This window comes from Streptomyces indicus (genome assembly GCF_900100315.1).
Taxonomy (GTDB): domain Bacteria; phylum Actinomycetota; class Actinomycetes; order Streptomycetales; family Streptomycetaceae; genus Streptomyces; species Streptomyces indicus.
Window position 1 is genome coordinate 120,842 of the sequence record NZ_FNFF01000002.1, and the last position, 22,632, is coordinate 143,473.

A 22,632-nucleotide genomic window follows, 5' to 3' on the forward strand; every position below is an offset into this window, starting at 1 on the left:
TGCCCGCCGCGTACGACCGGTTCTGCTTCCCCCGCCCGCCGCGTACGACCGGTTCCGCTTCCCAAGCCCGCCGCGTACGACCGGTTCCGCTTCCCAAGCCCGCCGCGTACGACCGGTTCCGCTTCCCAAGCCCGCCGCGTACGACCGGTTCCGCTTCCCAAGCCCGCCGCGTACGACTGGCTTCAGGCCTCGCCCCGCGCCCTCGGTCCCGGGCCGCCCGCCCCGAGCACCACGATCTCCCCGGCGTCGAACGCCACCCCCACCTCGCTCCCGGGTTCGGGCGCGTCCCGCAGCGCGCACGCCGCCTCCAGGCGGGGCGCGTCCGAGGGGTGCAGGTGGAGGGCGACGTGGGTGCCGCGGAAGGTGCGGGCCGTGACCGTGCAGGTCAACTGGGCTTCGGCGGCGGGCACTACGCGTACGCCGGCCGGCCTGATCAGGAGCTCGCACGGGCCCGACGGCGTGCCCGCGGGCACCGGGACCTTGCCCCAGACCGTGTCGGCCGCCTCGCCGGTGACCGTCGCCTCGACCACGTTGTCGAAGCCGAGGAAGCGCGCCACGAAGGCGTCGGCCGGGCGCTGCCACACGTCGAGCGGCGCCCCGACCTGGGCGATCCTGCCGTCGCGCATCACCACGACCCGGTCGGCGAGCGCGAAGGCCTCGCCCTGGTCGTGGGTGACGGCGAGGACGGTGGTGCCCAACTCGGCGAAGAGCTCCCGCAGTTCGACAACGAGGCGCTCCCTGAGCGAGCGGTCCAGCTGGCCGAGGGGTTCGTCCAGCATCAGGAGCCGGGGCCGGGGCGCGAGGGCACGGGCGAGCGCCACGCGCTGCTGCTCGCCGCCGGAGAGCGAGCCCACGGCCCGCCGCCCGGCGCCGGGCAGGCCGACGAGCTCCAGCAACTCGGCCACGCGCGCGGCCTGTTCGGCCTTGGCGGCCCCGTGCATCCGGAGCCCGAACGCCACGTTCCCGCCCACGTCCCGCTGCGGGAACAGCTGATGGTCCTGGAACATCAGGCCCACGCCCCGCCGGTGCGCGGGCACCCCGCGCTGGTCGCGCCCGTCCAGCAGGACACGTCCGGCGTCGAGGTCCTGGAGGCCCGCGACGACCCGGAGCAGCGTGGACTTGCCGGACCCGCTGGGCCCGAGCACACAGACGATCTCGTGCTCGGCCACCTCCAGGTCCACGGTGTCCAGAGCCGTATGGCCCTTGAAGCGGACCTCGGCTCCTTGCAGGGCGAGCAGGCTGTCCGCGCCCCGCTCGGCGCGCCGCTTGCCGGTGTCGACGGTCATCAGAACTCCCCGGTCCGGTCGGTACGGATCCGCTCGAGCAGCAGCAGCGCCACCGCGCACACCAGCATCAGCAGGGTCGAAAGGGCCATCGCCTGGCCGTAGTTGAGCTCACCGGCCCGGCCGAGCAGCGTGGCCACGGCGACGGGCAGGGTGGGGTTGTCGGGCCGCGCGATGAACACCGTGGCCCCGAACTCGCCGAGCGAGACGGCGAAGGCGAACCCGGCCGCGATCAGCAGGGCGCGGCGCACCAGCGGCAGGTCGACCTCGCGCCACACCCGCCAGGGCGAGGCCCCGAGCACCGCCGCGGCCTCGCGCAGGCGTCCGTCCACCGCGCGCAGCACGGGCAGCATGGTGCGTACGACGAAAGGCACCCCGACCAGGGCCTGGGCCAGCGGCACCAGGATCCACGAGGCCCGCAGGTCGAGCGGCGGCTCGTCCAGCGTGATCAGGAAGCCGAAGCCGACGGTCACGGCGGAGACGCCGAGCGGCAGCATCAGGAGCGCGTCGAAGCCCCGTACGAAACGGCCCGCGCGGCGCGTGAGCGCGATGGCCGCGAGCCCGCCGATCAGCACGGCGATGGCCGTCGCGACCACCGCGTACTCCAGCGAATTCCATACGGCGTCGATCGGCGGCACGAGGAAGGCCCCGCCCTCCGCCGAGGTGAGCGCACGGAAGTAGCCGAGCCCGAAGCCGTCGGCCGTGGCGAAGGAGCGCTGCACGAGCACACCCAGCGGCAGCACGATCAGGAGCGCCACGGTCAGCAACACCCCGCCCAGCAGCGCCCATTGGCCCGCGCCCTCGGGCTGGCGGGAGGTGCGCGCCGGGTCGACCAGCTTCAGCGTGGCCTCGCGGCGCCGCACGGTCCAGGCGTGCACGGCGAGGATCCCGCACACCGCCACGAACTGGATCATCGTCAGGACGGCGGCGGTGTCCAGGGCGAGGAGCTGGGCGGTCTGCCGGTAGATCTCGACCTCGAGGGTCGCGAACGCGGGCCCGCCGAGAATCAGCACGACCCCGAACGAGCTGAAGGTGAACAGGAACACCATCAGCGCGGCCGCCGCCACCGCGGGCCCGAGCGCGGGCAGCGTCACCTTGCGCCAGGCGGCGAACCGCGAGGCGCCGAGCATCCGCGCGGCTTCCTCCTGCCGGGGGTCGAGCTGCGCCCACAGGCCGCCCACCGTCCGTACGACGACGGCGTAGTTGAAGAAGACATGCGCGAGCAGGATCGCCCACACCGTGGTGTCCAGGCGTACGCCCCAGGTCTCGTCGAGCAGCCCGCCGCGCCCGAGCAGCGCGAGGAAGGCGGACCCGACGACGACGGTGGGCAGCACGAACGGCACGGTGACCACGGCCCGGAGCAGCTGCTTGCCGGGGAAGTCGAAACGCGCGAACACATACGCACCCGGCAGCGCGACCAGCAGCGTCAGCGCGGTCGAGGCCAGCGCCTGCCAGGTGGTGAACCAGAGCACCTGCCCGATCGCCGGATCGGTGAGCACCTCACCGAAGCGGCCGAGCTGCCAGCCCGCGTCCGTCTTCAGCCCGCGGCCGACGATCGCGGCGACCGGGTAGGCGAAGAACAGCGCGAAGAACGCGACCGGCACGGCCATCAGACCGCACCGGATCGCGCTCCCGCGCAGGTCCCGTACCCGGGGCCCTACTTCACGACCAGCGACTGCCACGTCTTGACCCAGTCCTCACGGTTGTCCGCGATCTTCTTGGGGTCCATGGTCTGCGGGTCGTCGACCTTCGCGCCGAACTCGGTGAACAGGCTCGGCAGCTTCGCGTCCTCGATCACCGGATTCACGAACATCTGCAGCGGCATGTCCTCCTGGAACTTCTTCGAGATCAGGAAGTCGATCAGCGCCTTGCCGCCGGCCGCGTACTTCGCGCCCTTGAGCAGTCCCGCGAACTCGGTCTGCTGGAAGCAGGTCCCGGTGGAGACGCCGGTGGGCGCCTCCTTGGGCTTGTTCTCGGAGTAGAGCACCTCGACCGGCGGGCTGGAGGCGTACGAGACCACGAGCGGCCGGTCGGCCTTGGCCTTCTTGCCGCCGGCCGAGCCGGAGAACTCCTCGTTGTACGCCTGCTCCCAGCTGTCGACGACCTTGACGCCGTTGTCCTTCAGCTTGGACCAGTAGTCCTGCCACCCGTCGTCGCCGTACTGGGCGGCGGTCCCGAGCAGGAAGCCGAGCCCGGGTGAAGAGGTCGCCGCGTTCTCCGTCACCAGCAGATCCTTGTACGCGGGCTTGACCAGATCATCAAACGACTGCGGCGGCGCGAGCTTCTCCTTCTCGAAGTACGCCTTGTCGTAGTTGACGCAGATGTCGCCGGTGTCGACCGGCGTCACGCGGTGCTCGCCCTGGTCGAGCTGGAGCGCGGCGGGGACCTTGTCCAGGCCCTTGGCCTCGTAGGACTCGAAGATCCCGTTGTCGAGGGCGCGCGAGAGCAGGGTGTTGTCCACGCCGAAGAAGACATCGCCCTGCGGGTTGCCCTTGGACAGGACGGCCTTGTTGACGGCCGACCCCGCGTCCCCGCTCTTGAGGACCTGGACCTTGTAGCCGCTCTCCTTCTCGAACGCGGCGAGCACGTCCTTCGAGGCGTTGAAGGAGTCATGGCTGACGAGGGTGACGGTCTTGGAACCGCCACCGGAGCCCGTGTCCGAGCCGGACGAGGACGAACCGGAGTCGCTGCCGCACGCGGCGAGCGCGACCATGCCGAGGCCGGTGGCCACGGCGGTGATCACATACTTGTTGCTCTTACGGGTGGTGCTCACTGATTCCTCCTGGAAGTGACCAGGAAGAGACGCGGCCCTGCCCCGAAGCCGATGATCGACTTCAGGGCAGGGCGCAACAGCTCGAGTGGTGACCGAACTTCCTACCCAGAATGACCTGGGCGAGGTTCAGAGGGTCTGCGGCGGCCCGGGCTCGTGCCCTGCGGCGTCCGCACTCTCAGCGCTGTGGCGCTCCCCTGTCGGAATATGCAGTTGGTTTTCAGCCAGGCTACCTGCTGGCAACCGGACGTCCGTACGAGTCTCAGCGCTCGGACGCGGCCAGCTGACCGCAGGCCCCGTCGATCTCCTGACCCCGGGTGTCCCGAATCGTCACCGGCACACCATGGGCGGCGATCGCCTCGACGAAGGCCTTCTCGTCCTCGGGCCGCGAGGCGGTCCACTTGGAGCCCGGCGTCGGGTTCAGCGGAATGAGGTTCACATGGACCCGCTTGCCCTTGAGCAGCCGCCCGAGCCGGTCACCGCGCCACGCCTGGTCGTTGATGTCCCGGATGAGCGCGTACTCGATGGAGATCCGCCGCCCGGACTTCTCCGCGTACTCCCACGCGGCGTCGAGCACCTCGCGCACCTTCCACCGCGTATTGACCGGTACGAGGGTGTCGCGCAGCTCGTCGTCCGGGGCGTGCAGCGACACCGCGAGCCGGCACTTGAACCCCTCGTCGGCGAACCGCAGCATCGCGGGCACGAGCCCGACCGTCGACACGGTGATCCCGCGCTGGCTCAGCCCGAGCCCGTCCGGCTCGGGATCGGTCAAACGCCGAATCGCCCCGACCACCCGGTTGTAATTGGCGAGAGGCTCCCCCATGCCCATGAACACGATGTTGGAAAGCCGCGCCGGACCACCGGGCACCTCACCGTCGCGCAGCGCGCGCATGCCGTCCACGATCTGGTGCACGATCTCGGCGGTCGACAGATTCCGGTCGAGCCCGGCCTGCCCGGTCGCACAGAACGGACAGTTCATCCCGCACCCGGCCTGCGACGAGATGCACATGGTGACCCGATCCGGGTACCGCATGAGCACGGACTCGACGAGCGTCCCGTCGTGCAGCTTCCACAGAGTCTTGCGGGTGGTGTCCTGGTCGGTCGACAGATGCCGCACGACCGTCATCAGCTCGGGAAGCAGCGCCTCCTGGAGCTTGCCGCGCGCGGCGGCCGGGATGTCGGTCCACTCGGCGGGGTCATGGGCGTACCGCGCGAAGTAGTGCTGCGACAGCTGCTTCGCACGAAACGGCTTCTCCCCGACCGCGGCAACCGCCTCCTTGCGCTCGGCAGGCGTGAGATCGGCAAGGTGCCGCGGCGGCTTCTTGGCTCCGCGGGGGGCTACGAAAGTGAGTTCTCCGGGCTTAGGCATGGCTGTACCAGTGTCGCAGATCATCTCCGGGAGCCCAGGCCAGAGCGGGGTGTGGGTGGTCACCCGTGGGTGCCGACTGTCAGCGCTGGTCGGCCTCGGACGGCCCAGGGACGGCCCGGGGCTCAGTCAGCCCCCGACCGGCCGTGCCCAGGTAGCTGCGCCACCGACCGTCACTGCAGCTTCACGGGAGCGACCGGGAGCTGTTCCTTGTAATGCCATGTGAAGGTGCGGTCAGGTTCGAGGTGGGCGTCCCCCCAGTGGATGGCGTGGATGCCGCTTTCGGCGTCGGCTGTGAGGAACACGCAGACCAGCGTGGTGGAAGCTCCCAGTTCCTCGAACCCTTCGCGCAACCCCAGGTACTCCTCGGTCGCCAGGTCCTCGTCGACGTCGAACAAGCCTTCCGGAGGCTGCGGCCCGTGCGCCCGGAAAAGCCGGTGCCGAGTGGGCGACGTGTTGGCCGGCAACCGGGCTCGATCCAGAGGCCTCTGCCTGTCCGCGTACCGGAACGGAAACAGTGCGTGATCGTTGATCACCGCATACTCGTATCCGCGCACGTCTCGCACGGCTTCTCCCAGCTCACGCGCCGTCTCCGCCAGGTTCTCGCGGACCAGCCCTGCAAGGGCGACGCCATAGGGACTCCGCTTCTTCAGCCCCACAGCAAGGTGCGCGGCATGAGCCTTCCCATGTGCCTTGGCCAGCTGCTCAGGGACCGCAGCTGCAAGCGCGCCAGCGTGCCGCCCAAACCGCTCGACGGCCCAGGCCGACGGCCCTGCCGGATAGCCACCCAACACCGACATGCAGTGCTCCCCTCCCCCAGGTCCCGCCTCTGAACTGTGTGACACGGAAACGAAGGGGCGCACAAGGGAGCGATCTGGCCAGGGCACGACCGCAAACGCTCGCTTCACAGGACAGCCACAACTGATCAACGGCGGCCGCGACCTGCGGCCGTTTTGTCGGTCGAGGTCCTGATCTGCTGTCGAACTGTCGGCACCTGTCGACGTTGGTCACCATTGAGCGTCCTTCCACGGCCCGGGAGGGCGCTCGCGCGTTGGGGAGACAGCCGCCTTGTAAGTTCACTGTCGTCCCGGTGCCGTCACGTCCAGCACGACCACGGGTGGTCGTACATGACTGTCGGTTAGTGCAGCCATTCGGGGTCGTTGACATCAGCGTTGGATGCCAGCGGGGACTGTGGCGCCTTAGCACATCGTGGCCAGGTTCGGCTGCATCGTCTGCTCGATGTCAGTGCCTTCTGCCATGCTCGGCAGTGTCATATCAAGACCCGTAACCCAGGGGGGGGCTGTGGCGAAGAAGACGCGGCCGGAAACGCGGAAAAAGAAGCAGCGAGAAGGCGTAGCGATCTATCATGACATGAAGGTATACGAAAACTTCGAACGCTGCGCCATTCGGATTTTCGAGTGCATTAAGCAAGCAGAAAAGAGTTCACCCGGCGCCCCGCGTTCTCTCTACATCGACATCCAGGGGCACAGGAATGAGGCTGGCGGGTTTGATCATGACGCGTTTGAATTGATCAAGGACTTTGCACTCGGATTCCTCGGGGATTACCTAACGGAGATTCACACTCCGCTCTACCATGTCCGGAATCCGGGTAAGCAACGCAATGACATCCCGGAGGTCTTGCAGATCAACCATCCGGATGATGGCAGCAAGTACGGGTACGACGCTGGATCCTTAGGCATCCAGCCTCGCGAGAAGAAACCGGTCACCCGGAAGACGGCACCAACGGTTCGGGCGATTGCTGACTACCTAGGCCTAGAGGAAGCCGCCTGCTTGGTGTGCTGGCGCAAGCCTGTGGAGCGGGCACACGTAGTACCCAGCTCATTGGGAGGCTCCATGGATGTCAGGAACTTCGCACTACTATGCTCCGAGCATCACGCCGAGGCCCCAGATGTGGCAGATGCGGAGAGCTTCTGGGCCTGGATTGACTACGCCGAACTCAGAGACAGTCCCGACAAGTGGGCAAACGCCTCTGACGAAGTAAAAGACTTCCTCCGAAAGCATAATATCCAGATAGGGAAGGAGACTCGCGAGTCTCTGCCTTTTTTCTCCGCCGTGAAGGGCGAACTGAAGTCACTCTACGGATGGACGGATAACGATCTAAAGAAGGCCGATTGGCTGGAGCTCATGGATGAGTTCCATCGCGTCCTGGACACTGCGACGGGACGACACTTCTCAATCGACAAAAAGGCCTCCACGTACGCCTGGGCCTACGACATCGCTCTGCGGAGAATTAGGGGAACCAGCAGCTCCGTCATACGTGAGAGCCCATGACGAAGGTCGGCGGAGCGGCTTTGGGCTGGAGCTGCTTTGGGGCGAGTGATCTTGGCCCCGTAAGCCTCCGGCGAGTCGGGCAGCCTGTTGACCTGCCCGTTAAAGCACGACGCTGGGGCCAAGATCTTAGAGGCTCGCGCCAAAGTGGCTGCCTAAAGTCGCGAAGCCGACCGCCTCAGCCACAGCGGGTGTCCCCACCTCATACCCACACACGCAAGCGCGCCGCCGTGCGCGGGCTCTTGATGAAATTGAAGACCGCGCCCGGTTGGAACAGACGCGGCCCGAACGATTCGAAGGAATCGAAGCCATGTCGAATCGATCTGCCTCAATCCTGACAGGAGACCGGGCACCCGCGAACGAGCGTCTGCGGGCGTCCACGGCCGCTCGCCCCGGAGAACACAATGGCCTCCCTGGAGCTGGCGGCTGACCGCGGGGCGGACTGGGTCGAGACCGATGTGCAGATCACCAAGGACGGCGTGCCGGTGCTCATGCACGACGACACGGTGGACCGTACGACCAACGGCACCGGGCGCGTGGACGAACTCACCGCCGCGCAGATCGCCGAGCTCACCGTGGACGGCGGCGGCCGCGTCCCCACGCTGGCCGAGCTGCTGGCTTCCCTGAAGACGAGGACCCCCCGGCTCCTGCTGGAGGTGAAGGGGCCCCAGACGTCGGCGGCGGTCGACAAGGTGCTCGAACTCGTCGCCAACGCGGGGATGAGCGAACGCACGATGCTTCAGTCCTTCGACGAGAACATCGTGCGGGCCGCGGCCACCTCCCCCTGGCAGACCAAGGTCGCGCTGCTCCGCTCCACACTCGACGCGGATCCCGTCGCGACGGCCCGCGCGCTCGACGTGGACGCCTACGCGGCGAAGGCCGGCGCGCTCGCGACCCGGCCCTCGGCCGTGGCGGACCTCAAGAAGGCCGGCTTCGAGGTGTTCACCTGGACCGTCAACAGCGAGAGCGAATGGCAGAACGTGGCCTCGTGGGGCGTGAGCGGCGTCATCACCGACCGCTTCGACCAGTTCCTTCAGTGGCGGTCGGCGCACTGCATCGAGATGTGACGCTCAGGGCCGCGGCAGGCAGGGCCGTGCGCCGTGAGATCCCGCTCTACCGCCGCACGCTGCGCGCCAGCCAAGGGGACAGCGCCACCACGATCAGCTCCTTGTACGTCTCGTCCCCCGGCAGCGGCACCACGAGCCACTCCCCGGGCGGGAAGAAGCGTCCCTTCACGTACGCGAGGCCGCCGTACACGGACCGCAGGAAGGCCGGCACCGCATCCCGGGGGACGTCGTGGAACTCCACGCCGTCGATGACGATCTTCGCGTCGTCCTCGGGGTAGAGGCGGATGTCGACCACTGGGGAGCCGCCCAGCTCCACGTAGGCCTCGTGCGGCAGCGAGCCGTCCGGGTCGAGGACCACGAACGCCCCGGCCGACGTCCGCCGCGAGGTCTGGTCCGCGCCGATGTCGTCGGTGACGGATATCTCCCGGTTCTCCTGCTCGGCAATCTCACGGATCGCGGCGACGGCGGACTCGGTGGTCGGGAGGTGCGGGTGCGGCATGCCTGTGATCGTACGGAGAGGGGCCAGAGGGCTCCGGTCCGCTTGCCCATACGGAGAGGGGCTCGCCCTTTCACCAGGGCGAGCCCCTCTCCGTAAAGCTGGGGACGGCGGGGAAGCGCAGGTCAGCCCGACCCCACAAACACCACGAACAGCAGCCAGACCACCGGAGCCGTCGGCAGCAGCGAGTCCAGGCGGTCCATGATGCCGCCGTGACCGGGCAGTAGCGTGCCCATGTCCTTGATGCCGAGGTCGCGCTTGATCATCGACTCGCCGAGGTCGCCGAGCGTCGCGCTCGCCGCCACCGCGAGGCCGAGCAGCAGACCCTGCCACCAGGTGCCGTCGTCGATCAGGAACTGCATGCACAGCGCACCCGCGACCATCGCGAACGAGACCGCGCCGAGCAGTCCTTCGCGGGTCTTGCCGGGGCTGATGCGCGGGGCGAGCTTGGTCTTGCCGAAGCGCCAGCCGACCGCGTACGCGCCCGTGTCGCTGACGACCGTGAGGAGCAGGAAGGTCAGGACGCGCTGCGGTCCGTCGTCCGCCGTGAGCATCAGGGCGACGAAGGTCGCGAGGAACGGTACGTAGAACGCGGCGAAGACGCCCGCCGTGACGTCCTTCAGATAGCCCTCGGGCGGCTCGGTCATCCGCCAGACAAGGACGGCGAGCGCGGTCAGGGCCATCGCGACCCACGCGCCCTCGGCCCCGCGCACGTATCCGGCGACGACCATGGCCGCACCGCCGACGGCGAGCGGCACCAGCGGCGCCTTGATCTGCTTGCGCTCCTGCAGGCGCGCGGTGAGCTCCCACAGGCCGACCACGACGGCGACCGCTATGACGCCGACGAAGACCGCCTTGACGATGAAGAGCGACGCGATGATCACCGCGCCGAGTCCGACCCCGACTCCTATGGCCGCCCGCAGATCCCGCCCGGCCCGCTTCTTCTGCGGGGCGGTGGGAGGGACGGAGGCAGATGCGGCAGGAACAGCAGGAGCCGGAGCATCGACCGGCTCCTGCGGAAGGCCGTGCTGCTGAGCCCCGTTCTGCGGAAGGCCGTGTTGCGGAGCCCCGTTCTGCGGGAGCCCGTTCTGCGGCACACCCTGCGCCCCCGCCTGCGGCGCCGCATGGCGCGGCGGCTCGTAAGGCTCGCCCGAGGGCGAGGGGGCGGCGCTGGGCATGGGCTCCTGTGGCATCTCGTCGCGGAACAGGGGGCCGCTCAGGCGAGTGGCCCCCGTCCCGTACTGGTCCTGGTCCGCGCCGGCCGCCGTGTGCATCGCTGCGTCATCGGCTTCCGATACGACAGGCATGGGCCGGGTCTGCTGGACTTCCGGCTCATCGTAGGCAGGACCCGCCTCGGGGCGCCCCTGGACAGGGCCCATCTCGGGCGGTCCCCAATAGCCGGCCTGCGGCGGAGCCCCCCAGGAAGAGTCGTTCATCAGACCTCGAGCAGCTCGGCTTCCTTGTGCTTGAGCAGCTCGTCCACCTGAGCGACGTACTTGGAGGTGGTGTCGTCGAGCTCCTTCTCGGCGCGACGGCCCTCGTCCTCGCCGACCTCGCCGTCCTTGACGGCCTTGTGGATGGCGTCGTTGGCCTTGCGGCGCACCGAGCGGATCGAGACCTTCGAGTCCTCGGCCTTGCCCTTGGCGACCTTGATGTACTCGCGGCGGCGCTCCTCGGTGAGCTCGGGGAAGACCACCCGGATGATGTTGCCGTCGTTGCTCGGGTTGACGCCCAGGTCCGAGTCGCGGATCGCCTGCTCGATGTTGCGCAGGGCGCTCTTGTCGAACGGGGTCACCACGGCCATACGCGGCTCGGGCACCGAGAACGACGCCAGCTGGTTGATCGGCGTCAGGGCACCGTAGTAGTCGGCCACGATCTTGTTGAACATCGCCGGGTGCGCACGCCCGGTGCGGATCGCGGCGAAGTCCTCCTTGGCGACCAGGACGGCCTTCTCCATCTTCTCCTCGGCTTCGAGGAGGGTCTCTTCGATCACCACTTGCTCCTGCGTGTCTTGAGTGGCCCGGCATGCACGCGGCGGCCGGCTAGGTCCGTCTCTTTCCTGCACGGTGTCCGACCGGCAGGGCTTTGTCCATCCCCGTACCGTCGGCTCCGGACGGCACGGCTCCCGTACCCGTGGGAAACCGGGCGGGTGCGGACGCCGCACCGGAGCGTACGGGATGGCTCCCGGTCAGCTCCGAGTGCCCTGGTCGCTCACGAGCGTGCCGATCTTCTCACCCTTGACGGCGCGGGCGATATTGCCCGCCGTCAGAAGCTCGAAGACGAGGATCGGCAGCTTGTTGTCCCGGCACAGGGTGATCGCGGTCATGTCGGCGACCTTGAGGTCACGCGTGATGACCTCGCCGTACTCCAGGGCGTCGAACTTGACCGCGTCGGGGTTCTTGTTGGGGTCGGAGTCGTAGACCCCGTCGACACCGTTTTTGCCCATCAGCATGGCCTCGGCGTCGATCTCGAGGGCGCGCTGGGCGGCGGTGGTGTCGGTGGAGAAGTACGGCATGCCCATACCGGCGCCGAAGATGACCACACGGCCCTTCTCCAGGTGGCGCACGGCGCGCAGCGGGATGTACGGCTCCGCGACCTGGCCCATGGTGATGGCGGTCTGGACGCGGGAGTCGATGCCTTCCTTCTCCAGGAAGTCCTGCAGGGCGAGGCAGTTCATGACCGTGCCGAGCATGCCCATGTAGTCCGAGCGGGCCCGGTCCATGCCGCGCTGCTGGAGCTCGGCGCCGCGGAAGAAGTTGCCGCCGCCGATGACGACGGCGATCTCGAAGCCGTCGCGCACGACCGCGGCGATCTCGCGGGCGATGGCGTGCACCACGTCGGGGTCGACGCCGAGGCCGCCGCCGCCGGCGAAGGCCTCGCCGGAGAGCTTCAGCAGAAAGCGGCCGGGCTTCTTGCCGTCACCGCTGTGGTCGGCATGGGACATGGAGTTCTCCCTTGGAGCAGTGGTGCACATACGAGAAGGCCATTGCCGGGGATGGGATGTCCCTGCGCGGCAATGGCCTCCTCGTCAGTTCTGCGGTCGTGCCGCCCGCCACGAGGCGCGGGCGGATGACTGCCGTCGACCCTATCGGGGTCTACCGTCGGTCGCGGTACGGACTCAGATGCCGACCTTGATGCGCGAGAAGCGCTTCAGGGTGACACCGGCCTCGGCCAGGACCTTCTCGACGGTCTTCTTGTTGTCCAGGGCGTACGGCTGGCCCAGGAGGGTGGCCTCCTTGAAGAAGCCGTTGACGCGACCCTCGACGATCTTCGGGAGCGCGGCCTCCGGCTTGCCCTCGGCGCGCGTGGTCTCCTCGGCGATACGACGCTCGGACTCGACGACCTCGGCCGGCACGTCCTCCTTGGTGAGGTACTTCGGCGCGAAGGCGGCGATGTGCTGCGCGATGCCCTTGGCGGTGTCGGCGTCGGCCTTGTCCAGCTCGACCAGAACACCGATCTGCGGGGGCAGGTCGGGCATGGTGCGGTGCATGTACGCGTAGACGAAACCGTCGTTGTACTGCGCGAAGCGGTCCAGGACGATCTTCTCGCCGAGGTTGGCGTTGGCCTCGTCCACGAACGCCTGGACGGTCTTGCCGGCCTCGATCTCGGAGGCAAGCAGGGCCTCGAGGTCCGCCGGGGAGGTCTTGGCGACGTGCTCGGCGATCTGGTTGGCGACGGCCTGGAACTTCTCGCCCTTGGCGACGAAGTCCGTCTCGCACTTCAGCTCGACCAGGACACCGGAGGTGTTGTCGTCGGCGATGAGGGAGACCACGGCACCGTTCTCGGCGGAGCGGCCCTCGCGCTTGGCGACGCCCTTCTGGCCCTTGATACGGAGCGCCTCGACGGCCTTGTCGACGTTGCCCTCGGCCTCGTCGAGCGCCTTCTTGCAGTCCATCATGCCGGCGCCGGTGAGCTCGCGGAGCTTCTTGACGTCGGCGGCGGTGTAGTTCGCCATGATTCAGTGAATCTTTCTCGAAGTCTTTGGACGGGGTCCGCGCCGGCGTGCGCGCGGCGGGCGGATCCCCGAAGGGCTACGGGTGAACGGCGGGGGCCGGGCAGCCCCCGCCGTCACTTACCGAACCTGGGACCCGGGAAGGGTCAGGCCTGCTCGGCCTCGGCGGCCGGAGCCTCGGCCGCGGGGGCCTCGGCGGCGGGCGCCTCAGCGGCGGCGGGGGCCTCGTCGGCCTTCTTCTCGCCCTCGAGGAGGTCGCGCTCCCAGGCGGCCAGCGGCTCGCCCTCGGCCTTGTCACCCTTGCCGGCAGCGCCGGAGCGGGCGATGAGGCCCTCGGCGACGGCGTCGGCGATGACGCGGGTCAGCAGCGTGACGGAGCGGATCGCGTCGTCGTTGCCGGGGATCTTGTAGTCGACCTCGTCGGGGTCGCAGTTGGTGTCGAGGATCGCGACGACCGGGATGTTCAGCTTGCGAGCCTCACCGACGGCGATGTGCTCCTTCTTGGTGTCCACGATCCAGACGGCGCTGGGCACCTTCTGCATCTCGCGGATACCACCGAGGGTCTTCTCGAGCTTGGCCTTCTCGCGCGAGAGGACCAGGAGCTCCTTCTTGGTCAGACCCGAGGCGGCGACGTCGTCGAAGTCGATCTGCTCGAGCTCCTTGAGGCGCTGCAGACGCTTGTAGACGGTCGAGAAGTTGGTGAGCATGCCGCCCAGCCAGCGCTGGTTGACGTAGGGCATGCCGACGCGGGTGGCCTGCTCGGCGATGGCCTCCTGCGCCTGCTTCTTCGTGCCGACGAACATGACCGTGCCGCCGTGGGCGACGGTCTCCTTGACGAACTCGTAGGCGCGGTCGATGTACGACAGCGACTGGAGCAGGTCGATGATGTAGATGCCGTTGCGCTCGGTGAAGATGAAGCGCTTCATCTTCGGGTTCCAACGGCGGGTCTGGTGACCGAAGTGGACGCCGCTCTCCAGCAGCTCCCGCATCGTGACGACGGCCATGGCCGTACTCCTTGTGTTTTCTCGGTTATGTGCCTGACGCCCGCGCGCGCCCATGCCGCGTACCTGTGGAGTACGGGGACCGATGGGACGCTGACTCCGACGGCTCACTGGGAGCACGGTGTCGGGGCGTGCGAAGTCGACCCGGTGACCCGGATCGCCACAAGAAGTGTACGGGACCCGGAAGGCACCGGGTGACGCCGCTGTCCACAACCGGCCGGTTATCCACAGTTCACGGCCAAGATCCGCTTGATTTCGCGGGTTCTGGGACGGTGCCGCCCATGGACGAGAACCGAATCCGGCGCCCGGCCCGGGGGCCGCGAAGGCCCGGCGGACGGCGTGCGCTCCGCCTGGCCGCGGTGCGGGTGGTACTGGCGGTGGCGGTGCCGGCGGTGGCGGTGCCGGCGGTGGCGGTGGTGCTCGCGGTCCTTGCGGCGGTGCTGCCGCTCGCGGGGACGGCGACGGCGACGGCCCGAGCGGCGCCGCAATCAGCCCCGCCCCAGCTCCGGGCCCCGGCACTGCCCCAAGTCCCGGCACTGGTCCGAGCCCGGGTCCCGGACCCGATCCCGGCCGCGGACCCCGGCCCGGCCGCGGAAGGCGATCGCGCCTGGCCCGTCGGCGACCGCCCGGCGGTCCTGCGCGCCTGGGATCCGCCCGCGACCCGCTATGGGGCCGGGCACCGAGGAGTCGACCTCGCCGCCGCCCCCGGCACCGAGGTCCGCGCTGCGGCCGCCGGGACGGTCTCCTTCGCCGGCCGCGTCGCGGGCCGGGGTGTGGTGTCCGTCGAACTGAGCGGCACGGGCTCGCCTCCCCTGCGTACGACCTTCGAGCCGGTACGGGCACTCGTGGACGAAGGCGACGAGGTGACGGCGGGCCAGGTGGTCGGCGTCCTGGAATCCGGCCCGTTCCACTGCACCGCCGCCTGCCTTCACTGGGGCCTGCTGCGCGGGGAGACCTACCTCGACCCGCTCGGCCTGCTGCCCCCGTGGATGCTGAGGCGAGGGCCGTCCCGCCTGCTCCCGGTCATCGGCATCCCGGAGCCCGAGTCGGCAGCCACCCCGCCACCGCCCGCCGGCCTCACGACGGCCGGCTCAGCGGAGGCAGTGCAGGGCGCGGTGCTGGCGCTTGTCGCCGGACTCGCTCATCGTCGGCTGATGCAGCCCAATTCAGCCCTGCGGCGTTTGAGCAGATCCGACCGAAGGTCGGATGCAGGGGACCGGGGGCGAAGCCCCCGGTCCCGGGAAGGGGCGGGGCGGGGAGAAAGCCCGCCGCAGGCGCCCACGCCCTCAGCCGCAAACCCCCCGCAAAGCCATCCCCACCGCAGCCTCCGTGATCGCCGACGGATCCTCGGGCGCCCCCAGCTCGATCCGCCGCACCGCCGCATCCACCACACCCTGGAGCAGCATCGCCGCCATCCGGGGCTGCTCGTGCCCGAGCGCGTCGAGCGCCTCGACGATCATCGCGACGAGCCCGCCGTGCGCGGCCCGGATCTTCTCCCGGGCGCCCGCGTCCAGCTCGCTGCTGGAAATCGCCACCACGGCCCGGTGCCGCTGGTCCCCGACCAGCGCGAGCTGGGAGCGCACATACGCCTCGACCTTGCCCTCGGGCGTGGGCGCGGCTTCCATCGCGGACTCGACCTCGGCCGCCCACACCGGGAAGTCGACCTCGCACAGCTCCTCGACCACGGCTGCACGGGAGCGGAAGTACTCGTAGACCGACGACCTGGCGAGGCCCGTCCGCTCCGCGAGCGCGGGGAAGGTCAGGGCCTCCGTCCCGCCCTCGGACAGCAGAGAACGCGCGGCGTCGAGAAGAGCGCCGCGCTGCATCGTCCGGTGCTCGGCCACGGAGGCCGCTCGAATCCTTGGCACGGCTCCACTTTACGGAGCCGGACCGCCGTCTGGGGAGCGCACACGTCCCCCGCACGCCCTCACCGCACCCGTGAGCGCCACACGCTCCGAGCACGGAACGGCGGCGGCCGGCCACCACCGCACGCCCGAGCACGATCGACCGGCCACCGCGGCGCAGTGCGGCCGCAGACCGGCCGGAAACCACCCCGGACCTGGCGCAGACCCACCAAGCAGCACCCCGGATCCGGCGAAGACCGGCCGCGCAGCACCCGCGCCGCCCGGCGCAGACCAACCACGCGCCACCCGACCCCGACCGGCCAGGCAGGACCGATTCAGCGTCCGAAGCTCGCCAGCTTCGCGCGTAGCTGGAGCACCGACTTCGTGTGGATCTGGCTGACCCGGCTCTCCGTCACACCGAGCACATTGCCGATCTCCGCCAGCGTCAGCCCTTCGTAGTAGTAGAGCGTCACGACGGTCTTCTCACGGTCGGGCAGGGTGTTGATCGCCCGGGCGAGCAGCCGCCTCAGCTCGCGGTCCTCGGCGACCTCCACCGGATTGTCGGCCGCGGTGTCCTCGAGGGTGTCCATCAGGCTCAAGCGGTCGCCCTCGCCGCCGACGTGGAGCAATTCCTCCAGCGCGACAACGTTCGCGAGCGACAACTGGCTGAACACCGCGTGCAGTTCCTCCACGGCGATGCCCATCTCGGCCGCCACCTCGGCCTCCGATGGCGTGCGCCGCAGCTGCGCCTCCAGCGTGGCGTAGGCGCGCTCGACGTTGCGCGCCTTCTGCCGCACCGAGCGCGGAATCCAGTCCAGGGCGCGCAGTTCGTCGATCATCGCGCCACGGATCCGCGTGATCGCGTACGTCTCGAACTTGATCTCGCGCTCGATGTCGAACTTTTCGATCGCGTCGATCAGACCGAACACTCCGGAGGACACGAAGTCCGCCTGCTCCACATTGGGCGGCAGCCCGACACTCACCCGGCCCGCCACGTACTTGACCAACGGCGAGTAATGCAGGATCAGCTGCTCGCGCAGCCTTTCGTCACCCGTTGTCTTGTACGACCGCCACAGCTCGTCGAGCGACGCGGGTGCGGGTGGCCGCACCTTGCCCTCGTCGAGCGACGAGGGGGCGGCAGACCGCGCGCCGCCGCGGGCGGCTGGGGGAACTGCCGCGCGGTCGGACCCGGAGGTGTGCTGGGGCATTCGTCGCCTTGTGCCGTTCTGTGGAACCGTGAAATGAAGCCGAGTTGGCCTTGTCGGAGTCGGAAGCCTTGTGAGCGTAGCGTGACTGGAGTGTCGCAGTGTGCGAAGGGCAGGGGATCACCCTTGCTCGTATGGGCTCGAATACGCGTCGCCCGCTGACGGCCCGACCACCGCGGACGAGCGCACCAGGGCCCCGGATCCCGGAAACCGCAAAGGTCACGGCCGGTCCACCGGACGGCTCAACCGATCGATCCGGACCCCCTTTCCCGCCGTACGGAAGAATCCGGCGCCTGGCGTGTCAACTGCCAGCCGTCGCCGTGTCGTTCGACGAACCCCAGTGACTGCAGCTCGTACAGCCTGCCGACCGCCTCGTCGGCGCCCGTCTGCGCCTCGCGGGCGATGCTCCGCGCCGTGGCGGCGCCGCGCGCGGGCAGCGCCTCCAGGATTCGGGCGGCGGGCGGCGCCAACAGGTCCCTGGGGACGACCGGACCACGCCGCTCCGGCGCGAGCTCACCCATCTCCCCGACGAGTTCGACCACGTCGGCGGCGTCCGTGACCAGGTCGCCCTCGCCACGCAGCAGTTGATGCACCCCCGCCGAGAGCCCGCTGGTCGCCGCGCCCGGCACCCCCATCACATGCCGACCGAGCCGCTGGGCGCGCCGCACCGTCACCAGAGCCCCGCTGCGCAGTGCTGCCTCGACGGCGACCGTGCCTCTGGTCAACGCGGCGATGACGCGGTTGCGCTGGATGAACCGGTAGCGCGTGGGATGCGCACCTGGCGGCAACTCGCTCACCAGGAGCCCCTGTTCGGCGATCCGCGCGAACAGCCGCTTGTGGCCCGAGGGATACACGTGGTCCACCCCGCTGGCGAGCACCGCGACCGTGGCCCCGCCCGCGCAGAGTGCCCCGCGGTGGGCGGCGCCGTCGATGCCGTACGCGCCGCCGGACACCACGACCCAGCCCCGCTCGGCCAGCCCCGCGCCGAGTGTCTGGGCCATGTGCGCCCCGTAGGCCGTGCAGGCGCGCGAGCCGACGATCGCCACGGACCGCAGGGCCCATATCCGCAAGGAAGGCTGCCCCTTCACCCACAGACCGATGGGCCGCGCGTCCCCCAAGTCGTCCAGCTGGAGCGGCCATTCGGCATCGCCGGGGATCACGAACCGCGCCCCGAAGGCCGCCGCAGCCTCCAGATCCCGCTCCGGCCGCGCTGCCCGTATCCGCTCCCCGAGGCCGACGAGCCGCCCCGGCTTCACGCCGCCGAGCGTCTCGTCCCCGGCTGCGATCCGCTCGACGGTCTCGCGCACCCCGTACGTCCGCAGCCACCGGCCGGCGCTCTCGTCCCCGGGCTCGAACGTCCGGGCCAGCAGCATCCGGTCAAGCCGCTCGCCGCTGGCGACCGCCCCGCCGGGCCCGGGCTGCTCAAGGCCGAGATCCGCGCCGCCCGTGCCATCCGCATGGTCCGCGCCCTCCACGCCGTCCGCACCAGTCATACGCCCGCCCCGATCACCATCGGCACCCCGCGCGAGATCCCGGTCCGCAGTTGCAGCGCCAGGTCGACGTCGGTGTGGTCGGGCCGCGCGTGGCCGGCCAGGTCGGCGATCGTCCAGGCGACGCGCAGCACGCGGTCGAGGCCGCGTGCGGTGAGCAGGCCGTGTTCGAGGTCGCGCTCCGCGCCGTCCAGCGCCCCGGGTGCCGCGCGCCAGCGGGTGCGCAACTCGTGCCCGGGCACCTCCGCGTTGGTGCGCCAGGGCGTCCCCTCGAGCCGGGCCAGAGTCCGCTCGCGCGCGGCCCGCACGCGGTCCGCGACCACCGCTGTGGACTCCCCTCCCCCGCGCTGCCCGACGAGCTCCGTGCGGGTCACACGGTCCACCTCGACCTTGATGTCCACGCGGTCGAGCAGCGGCCCGGACAGACGCGCCTGATACCGGCGGACCATGGCGGGCAGGCAGTCGCACCCGTCCCCCAGGAGCGTGAACTGGCCGCACGGACAAGGGTTCGCGGCCAGCACCATCTGGAACCGCGCCGGCAGCCGCACCACCCCCGCCGCCCTGGCCACGATCACATGCCCGGATTCCAGAGGCTGCCGCAGCGAGTCCAGCGCCCTCGGGCTGAACTCCGGCGCCTCGTCCATGAACAGCACGCCACGATGGGCCAGCGAGACGGCCCCCGGCCTGGGCAGCCCGTTGCCACCGCCGATCAGGGACTGCATCGTCGCCGAGTGGTGGGGTGCGCAGTACGGCGGCATGTCGACCAGCCCCCGTCCTGGAGGCAGCATGCCCGCCACCGAGTGCACAGCCGTCACCTCCAAGGCGTCCGCCCTGGTCAGCGGCGGCATGATCGCCGGCAGGCGCTCGGCCAGCATGGTTTTGCCCGCTCCGGGCGGCCCGGACAGGAAGAGGTGGTGTCCGCCTGCCGCCGCCACTTCGATCGCCGTACGCGCAGACAACTGGCCCACCACGTCCGCCAGATCGAGCGGCCGCTCGTGCTCCCCGACGCCCGAGAGCCCGGTGCCCACTCCCGCGCCCGGCACATGCAGTCCCGCGAGCGAGGCGTCGGGACGGCCGGTGTCGTCGGGCTCCTCGTGCGGCACCGGCTCGTCGTTGAGCACCGCGATGACCTGCGCGAGCGTCCGTACGCCGAGCACCGAGATGCCGGGCACCAGCTTCGCCTCCGCTGCCGTGACCTCGGGCACCACCACCTTCTTGAACCCGGCGTCCGCGGCGGCGAGGACGGCGGGCAGGACACCCGGCACGGGTCGCACCCGCCCGTCGAGCCCCAGCTCGCCGATCATCACGACATCGGCGAGCTCACGCGGATCGATCCGCTCTGCCGCGCCCAGTACCGCACAGGCGACGGCCAGATCGAATCCGCTGCCCGCCTTGGGCACAGCGGCAGGGCTGAGGCCCACGGTCAGTTTCTTCTGCGGCCAGTCCGCCCCCGAGTTGACCACGGCGGACCGGACCCGGTCCCGGCTCTCGGTGAGGCTCTTGTCGGGCAGGCCCACCAGCGTGAAGGCCGCGACCCCGGGCTCCAGGTCGGCCTGCACCTCCACGACGACGCCTTCGACGCCGACGAGGGTCACCGCACACGTCCGCGCAAAGGCCATCACGCCACCCCCCGCACGTGCTCGACCACAGGAGCGCCGCGCGGCGGCAGCACCACGCCCACCAGGTCGATCCGCACACCGCCCGGCGGAGGTCCGCCGTGCAGCCGCGTCCAGCGCTCGGCCAGGGCGCGCAGCCGCTCCACCTTGGCCGGTGTGATCGCCTCCATGGGGTGCTGGAAGGGCCCGGGTCCGCCCGGTGGCCCCGCTCTTCGGGTCTTGACCTCGCAGACGACCAGCGCGTCACGGTCCATGGCGACGATGTCGATCTCGCCGCCGCGTCCCGCCCGCCAGTTGCGCGCCAGAATGTTCAGACCGGCGTCGGTCAGCCGGCGGGCCGCCAGGTTCTCCCCGTACTTGCCCAGTGCACTGCGTGCGCTCATGGCACATCACCTCCGGCCTCGAAGGTGACGCAGTCCCGCCCAAGTTGTTGATCTTGGTGGATAACCGGCGGGTTGTGGAAAACCCCCTCACCCGTACCGGTGAGGGGGTCGCGCTCACCGTACCGGTGAGGTGCTAGAGCGGATCAGCTGCTCGGCAGCTCCAGATCGCTCTTGTTGAGCTCCTCGATGTTCACGTCCTTGAACGTGAGCACGCGCACCTGCTTGACGAACCGGGCCGGCCGGTACATGTCCCAGACCCAGGCGTCCGCCATGGAGACCTCGAAGAAGACCTCGCCCTGGACCGAGTGCACCTGCATCTCGTAGTCGTTGGTGAGGTAGAAGCGCCGCTCGGTCTCGATCACGTATTTGAACAGACCGACGACATCGCGGTACTCCCGGTAGAGCTTCAGCTCCATCTCGGTCTCGTACTTCTCGAGGTCCTCGGCGCTCATGGCATGTTCCCCTTCAGCCGTGCGTCCCCCTATTGTGCGCCAGCCCCGCCCACCTCTAGACGATTTCCGTGTCGAGGACCACAGGAGCGCTCGGAGGACCCTCGTCGAGCAGCGCACTGAGCAGCCCGGCGAGCTTGGTCGGATACACCGTCTCATGCGTGGAGGAGAGTTCCCCGCACGTCCACCACCGCAATCCCGCGACACTGCGCCGTTCCAGCTCGGTCAGGCCCGGCATCGCGGCCCCTGCCTCGACCTCGGCGGCGGTCTGCGCCGTCGTGCGGGCGAGGAAGTACCACTCGTCCTGGTCCCAGCGCCGTCCGGCGAACGGGAACGAGCACACGCGCTTCCAGAGCACCGGGCCGAGGTCGACGTCGGTGATCCCGGTCTCCTCCGCGAGCTCCCGCAGCGCGGCCTGCTCCCGGGTCTCCGCGCCCTCGAGCCCGCCGCCCGGCGTGAACCACCAGTCGTCGTCCGGAGCCCCCGGCTCGTGCCCGTGCAGCAGCAGGACGCGGTCCTGCGGATCGAGAAGCACGACCCGCGCGACCCGCCTCAGCCCTGCGGGCTCCTCGGCGGACCCCGGACTGGCGGACGCCGCACCGGCCGTCAGATCCGCGGACGCCTCACCGGGCCCCAGCCCCGCAGGCTCCTCACCGGACACCAGCCGGTTCCTTCCGCGCCGCCGGGCGCCGTCCGCGCTTTCCGGTCCGCTTCGCGATCGGCCCGTACGCCGCCCCGCCCAGGACGAGCACGGCGCCGGCCGCCACCATCCAGAGGATCAGCCGCAGCGGCCCCGGCTCGGAGATCCCGCCGGGCAGGTCCTTGAAGCCGCTCGGCTCCGCGAGCAGGCCGTCCATGGGCCAGGCGACCGCCTCGACGCGGGCGTCGACTCCGGACAGAGGCACCGCGCCGTTACCCGCGTCCTCGAGGTGCGCGCTGGAGTCGAGGGAGATGCTGCGGTCGTCGCCGAGCAGGAAGATCCGGCCCTCCGGCACGGTGGTCGGCGGGAAGTTGGTGCCCGTGTCCCGGGCGTTCTTCGGCAGATACGGTTCTTCGACCGGCTTGCCGTTGACGGTCATCCGGCCCTTGGCATCACAGCAGGCGATCTTGTCGCCGCCGACCGCGACCACCCGCTTGACCATCGGCAGGTCGCCCCAGTCCTTCTCCTTGAAGACCACGACGTCACCGCGCCTGACCTCGTCGCCGTCGATCCGCTGCGCGAGCACCCGCTCGCCGGCCTCGATGGTGGGCGACATGGAGTTGGTGGGCACGGTGTACGGCTGGTACACCAGGGCGCCCCAGATGAAGCCGCCGAGGAAGAGGACGCAGCCGAGCGCCACGGCTATGCCGGACAGGGCGCTGCCCGCGCCCCCGCCCTGTTCCGTACGGCGTGCAGCTTTGCTCATCCCGGCCCGTCCCAC

Annotated in this window: 20 protein-coding genes and 2 pseudogenes; 3 read left to right on the forward strand and 19 right to left on the reverse strand. The window is 69.9% G+C overall.

The window, feature by feature from the left end; all coding sequences use genetic code 11:
* Positions 1-182: 182 nt before the first annotated feature.
* The 5 genes from BLT97_RS07060 to BLT97_RS07080 form a co-directional block, all read right to left on the reverse strand.
* Positions 183-1,286 (reverse strand): ABC transporter ATP-binding protein, encoded by a 1,104-nt coding sequence (locus tag BLT97_RS07060; protein ID WP_093607906.1) that lies wholly within the window; start codon positions 1,284-1,286, stop codon positions 183-185.
* Positions 1,286-2,893 carry an ABC transporter permease gene (locus BLT97_RS07065; protein ID WP_093607907.1) on the reverse strand — a complete coding sequence of 536 codons (1,608 nt, stop codon included), beginning with the start codon at positions 2,891-2,893 and terminating at the stop codon, positions 1,286-1,288. Before BLT97_RS07065 ends, BLT97_RS07060 begins: the two co-directional genes overlap by 1 nt.
* Before the next feature lie 47 nt (positions 2,894-2,940).
* Complete coding sequence (locus tag BLT97_RS07070) at positions 2,941-4,056, reverse strand: thiamine ABC transporter substrate-binding protein (RefSeq protein ID WP_093607908.1); 1,116 nt, start codon at positions 4,054-4,056, stop codon at positions 2,941-2,943.
* A 259-nt stretch (positions 4,057-4,315) separates the two neighbouring features.
* On the reverse strand, positions 4,316-5,422 hold the full coding sequence (gene rlmN, locus BLT97_RS07075; protein ID WP_093607909.1) for a dual-specificity RNA methyltransferase RlmN: 1,107 nt from the start codon (positions 5,420-5,422) through the stop codon (positions 4,316-4,318).
* A 170-nt stretch (positions 5,423-5,592) separates the two neighbouring features.
* Positions 5,593-6,219: a hypothetical protein gene (locus tag BLT97_RS07080; RefSeq protein WP_093607910.1), complete on the reverse strand. Its 627-nt coding sequence runs from the start codon at positions 6,217-6,219 to the stop codon at positions 5,593-5,595.
* A gap of 502 nt (positions 6,220-6,721) precedes the next feature.
* On the opposite strand from BLT97_RS07080, the gene BLT97_RS38425 reads away from it, so the two are divergent.
* Both BLT97_RS38425 and BLT97_RS07090 read left to right on the forward strand, forming a co-directional pair.
* Positions 6,722-7,711: an HNH endonuclease signature motif containing protein gene (locus BLT97_RS38425; RefSeq protein ID WP_245769197.1), complete on the forward strand. Its 990-nt coding sequence runs from the start codon at positions 6,722-6,724 to the stop codon at positions 7,709-7,711.
* Positions 7,712-8,109: 398 nt separating this feature from the next.
* Positions 8,110-8,775: pseudogene (locus BLT97_RS07090) on the forward strand (glycerophosphodiester phosphodiesterase); the annotation flags it as partial.
* A 46-nt stretch (positions 8,776-8,821) separates the two neighbouring features.
* Here BLT97_RS07090 and BLT97_RS07095 read toward each other — a convergent pair.
* The 6 genes from BLT97_RS07095 to rpsB all read right to left on the reverse strand — a co-directional run bounded on the left by BLT97_RS07095 (position 8,822) and on the right by rpsB (position 14,227).
* Positions 8,822-9,274 (reverse strand): hypothetical protein, encoded by a 453-nt coding sequence (locus tag BLT97_RS07095; RefSeq protein WP_093607912.1) that lies wholly within the window; start codon positions 9,272-9,274, stop codon positions 8,822-8,824.
* Between the two features lie 122 nt (positions 9,275-9,396).
* A complete protein-coding gene (locus BLT97_RS07100) occupies positions 9,397-10,707 on the reverse strand; it encodes a phosphatidate cytidylyltransferase (RefSeq protein ID WP_093607913.1) in 1,311 nt (436 codons plus the stop codon).
* Entirely contained in the window at positions 10,707-11,264 is a 558-nt protein-coding gene (frr, locus tag BLT97_RS07105; protein ID WP_093608329.1) for a ribosome recycling factor, read from the reverse strand. Before frr ends, BLT97_RS07100 begins: the two co-directional genes overlap by 1 nt.
* Positions 11,265-11,459: 195 nt before the next feature.
* Positions 11,460-12,215 (reverse strand): UMP kinase, encoded by a 756-nt coding sequence (pyrH, locus tag BLT97_RS07110; protein ID WP_093607914.1) that lies wholly within the window; start codon positions 12,213-12,215, stop codon positions 11,460-11,462.
* 174 nt (positions 12,216-12,389) lie between these two features.
* A complete protein-coding gene (gene tsf / locus BLT97_RS07115) occupies positions 12,390-13,226 on the reverse strand; it encodes a translation elongation factor Ts (protein WP_093607915.1) in 837 nt (278 codons plus the stop codon).
* A gap of 143 nt (positions 13,227-13,369) precedes the next feature.
* Positions 13,370-14,227, reverse strand: a complete 858-nt coding sequence (gene rpsB / locus BLT97_RS07120) for a 30S ribosomal protein S2 (RefSeq protein ID WP_093607916.1) — start codon at positions 14,225-14,227, stop codon at positions 13,370-13,372.
* 278 nt (positions 14,228-14,505) lie between these two features.
* On the opposite strand from rpsB, the pseudogene BLT97_RS07125 reads away from it, so the two are divergent.
* Positions 14,506-15,132 (forward strand): annotated as a pseudogene (locus BLT97_RS07125) (peptidoglycan DD-metalloendopeptidase family protein); the annotation flags it as partial.
* A gap of 378 nt (positions 15,133-15,510) precedes the next feature.
* Here the strand turns inward: BLT97_RS07125 and BLT97_RS07130 are convergent.
* The 8 genes from BLT97_RS07130 to lepB form a co-directional block, all read right to left on the reverse strand.
* Positions 15,511-16,068: a TetR/AcrR family transcriptional regulator gene (locus tag BLT97_RS07130; protein ID WP_093607917.1), complete on the reverse strand. Its 558-nt coding sequence runs from the start codon at positions 16,066-16,068 to the stop codon at positions 15,511-15,513.
* Positions 16,069-16,403: 335 nt separating this feature from the next.
* Positions 16,404-17,276 (reverse strand): RNA polymerase sigma factor WhiG, encoded by an 873-nt coding sequence (gene whiG, locus BLT97_RS07135; protein WP_093607918.1) that lies wholly within the window; start codon positions 17,274-17,276, stop codon positions 16,404-16,406.
* 239 nt (positions 17,277-17,515) lie between these two features.
* Positions 17,516-18,766, reverse strand: coding sequence for a DNA-processing protein DprA (dprA, locus tag BLT97_RS07140; RefSeq protein WP_093607919.1), 1,251 nt, complete (start codon positions 18,764-18,766; stop codon positions 17,516-17,518).
* A complete protein-coding gene (locus BLT97_RS07145; protein WP_093607920.1) occupies positions 18,763-20,382 on the reverse strand; it encodes a YifB family Mg chelatase-like AAA ATPase in 1,620 nt (539 codons plus the stop codon). Before BLT97_RS07145 ends, dprA begins: the two co-directional genes overlap by 4 nt.
* Positions 20,382-20,762: a YraN family protein gene (locus BLT97_RS07150; RefSeq protein ID WP_093607921.1), complete on the reverse strand. Its 381-nt coding sequence runs from the start codon at positions 20,760-20,762 to the stop codon at positions 20,382-20,384. The genes BLT97_RS07145 and BLT97_RS07150 overlap by 1 nt, the downstream gene beginning before the upstream one ends.
* Before the next feature lie 143 nt (positions 20,763-20,905).
* The gene (locus BLT97_RS07155; RefSeq protein ID WP_055510545.1) at positions 20,906-21,214 is read right to left on the reverse strand and encodes a DUF2469 domain-containing protein; all 309 of its coding nucleotides are present in this window, start codon (positions 21,212-21,214) and stop codon (positions 20,906-20,908) included.
* A 55-nt stretch (positions 21,215-21,269) separates the two neighbouring features.
* A complete protein-coding gene (locus BLT97_RS07160; RefSeq protein ID WP_093608330.1) occupies positions 21,270-21,821 on the reverse strand; it encodes an NUDIX hydrolase in 552 nt (183 codons plus the stop codon).
* Positions 21,822-21,861: 40 nt separating this feature from the next.
* Positions 21,862-22,617 (reverse strand): signal peptidase I, encoded by a 756-nt coding sequence (gene lepB, locus BLT97_RS07165; protein ID WP_093607922.1) that lies wholly within the window; start codon positions 22,615-22,617, stop codon positions 21,862-21,864.
* Between the last annotated feature and the right edge of the window lie 15 nt (positions 22,618-22,632).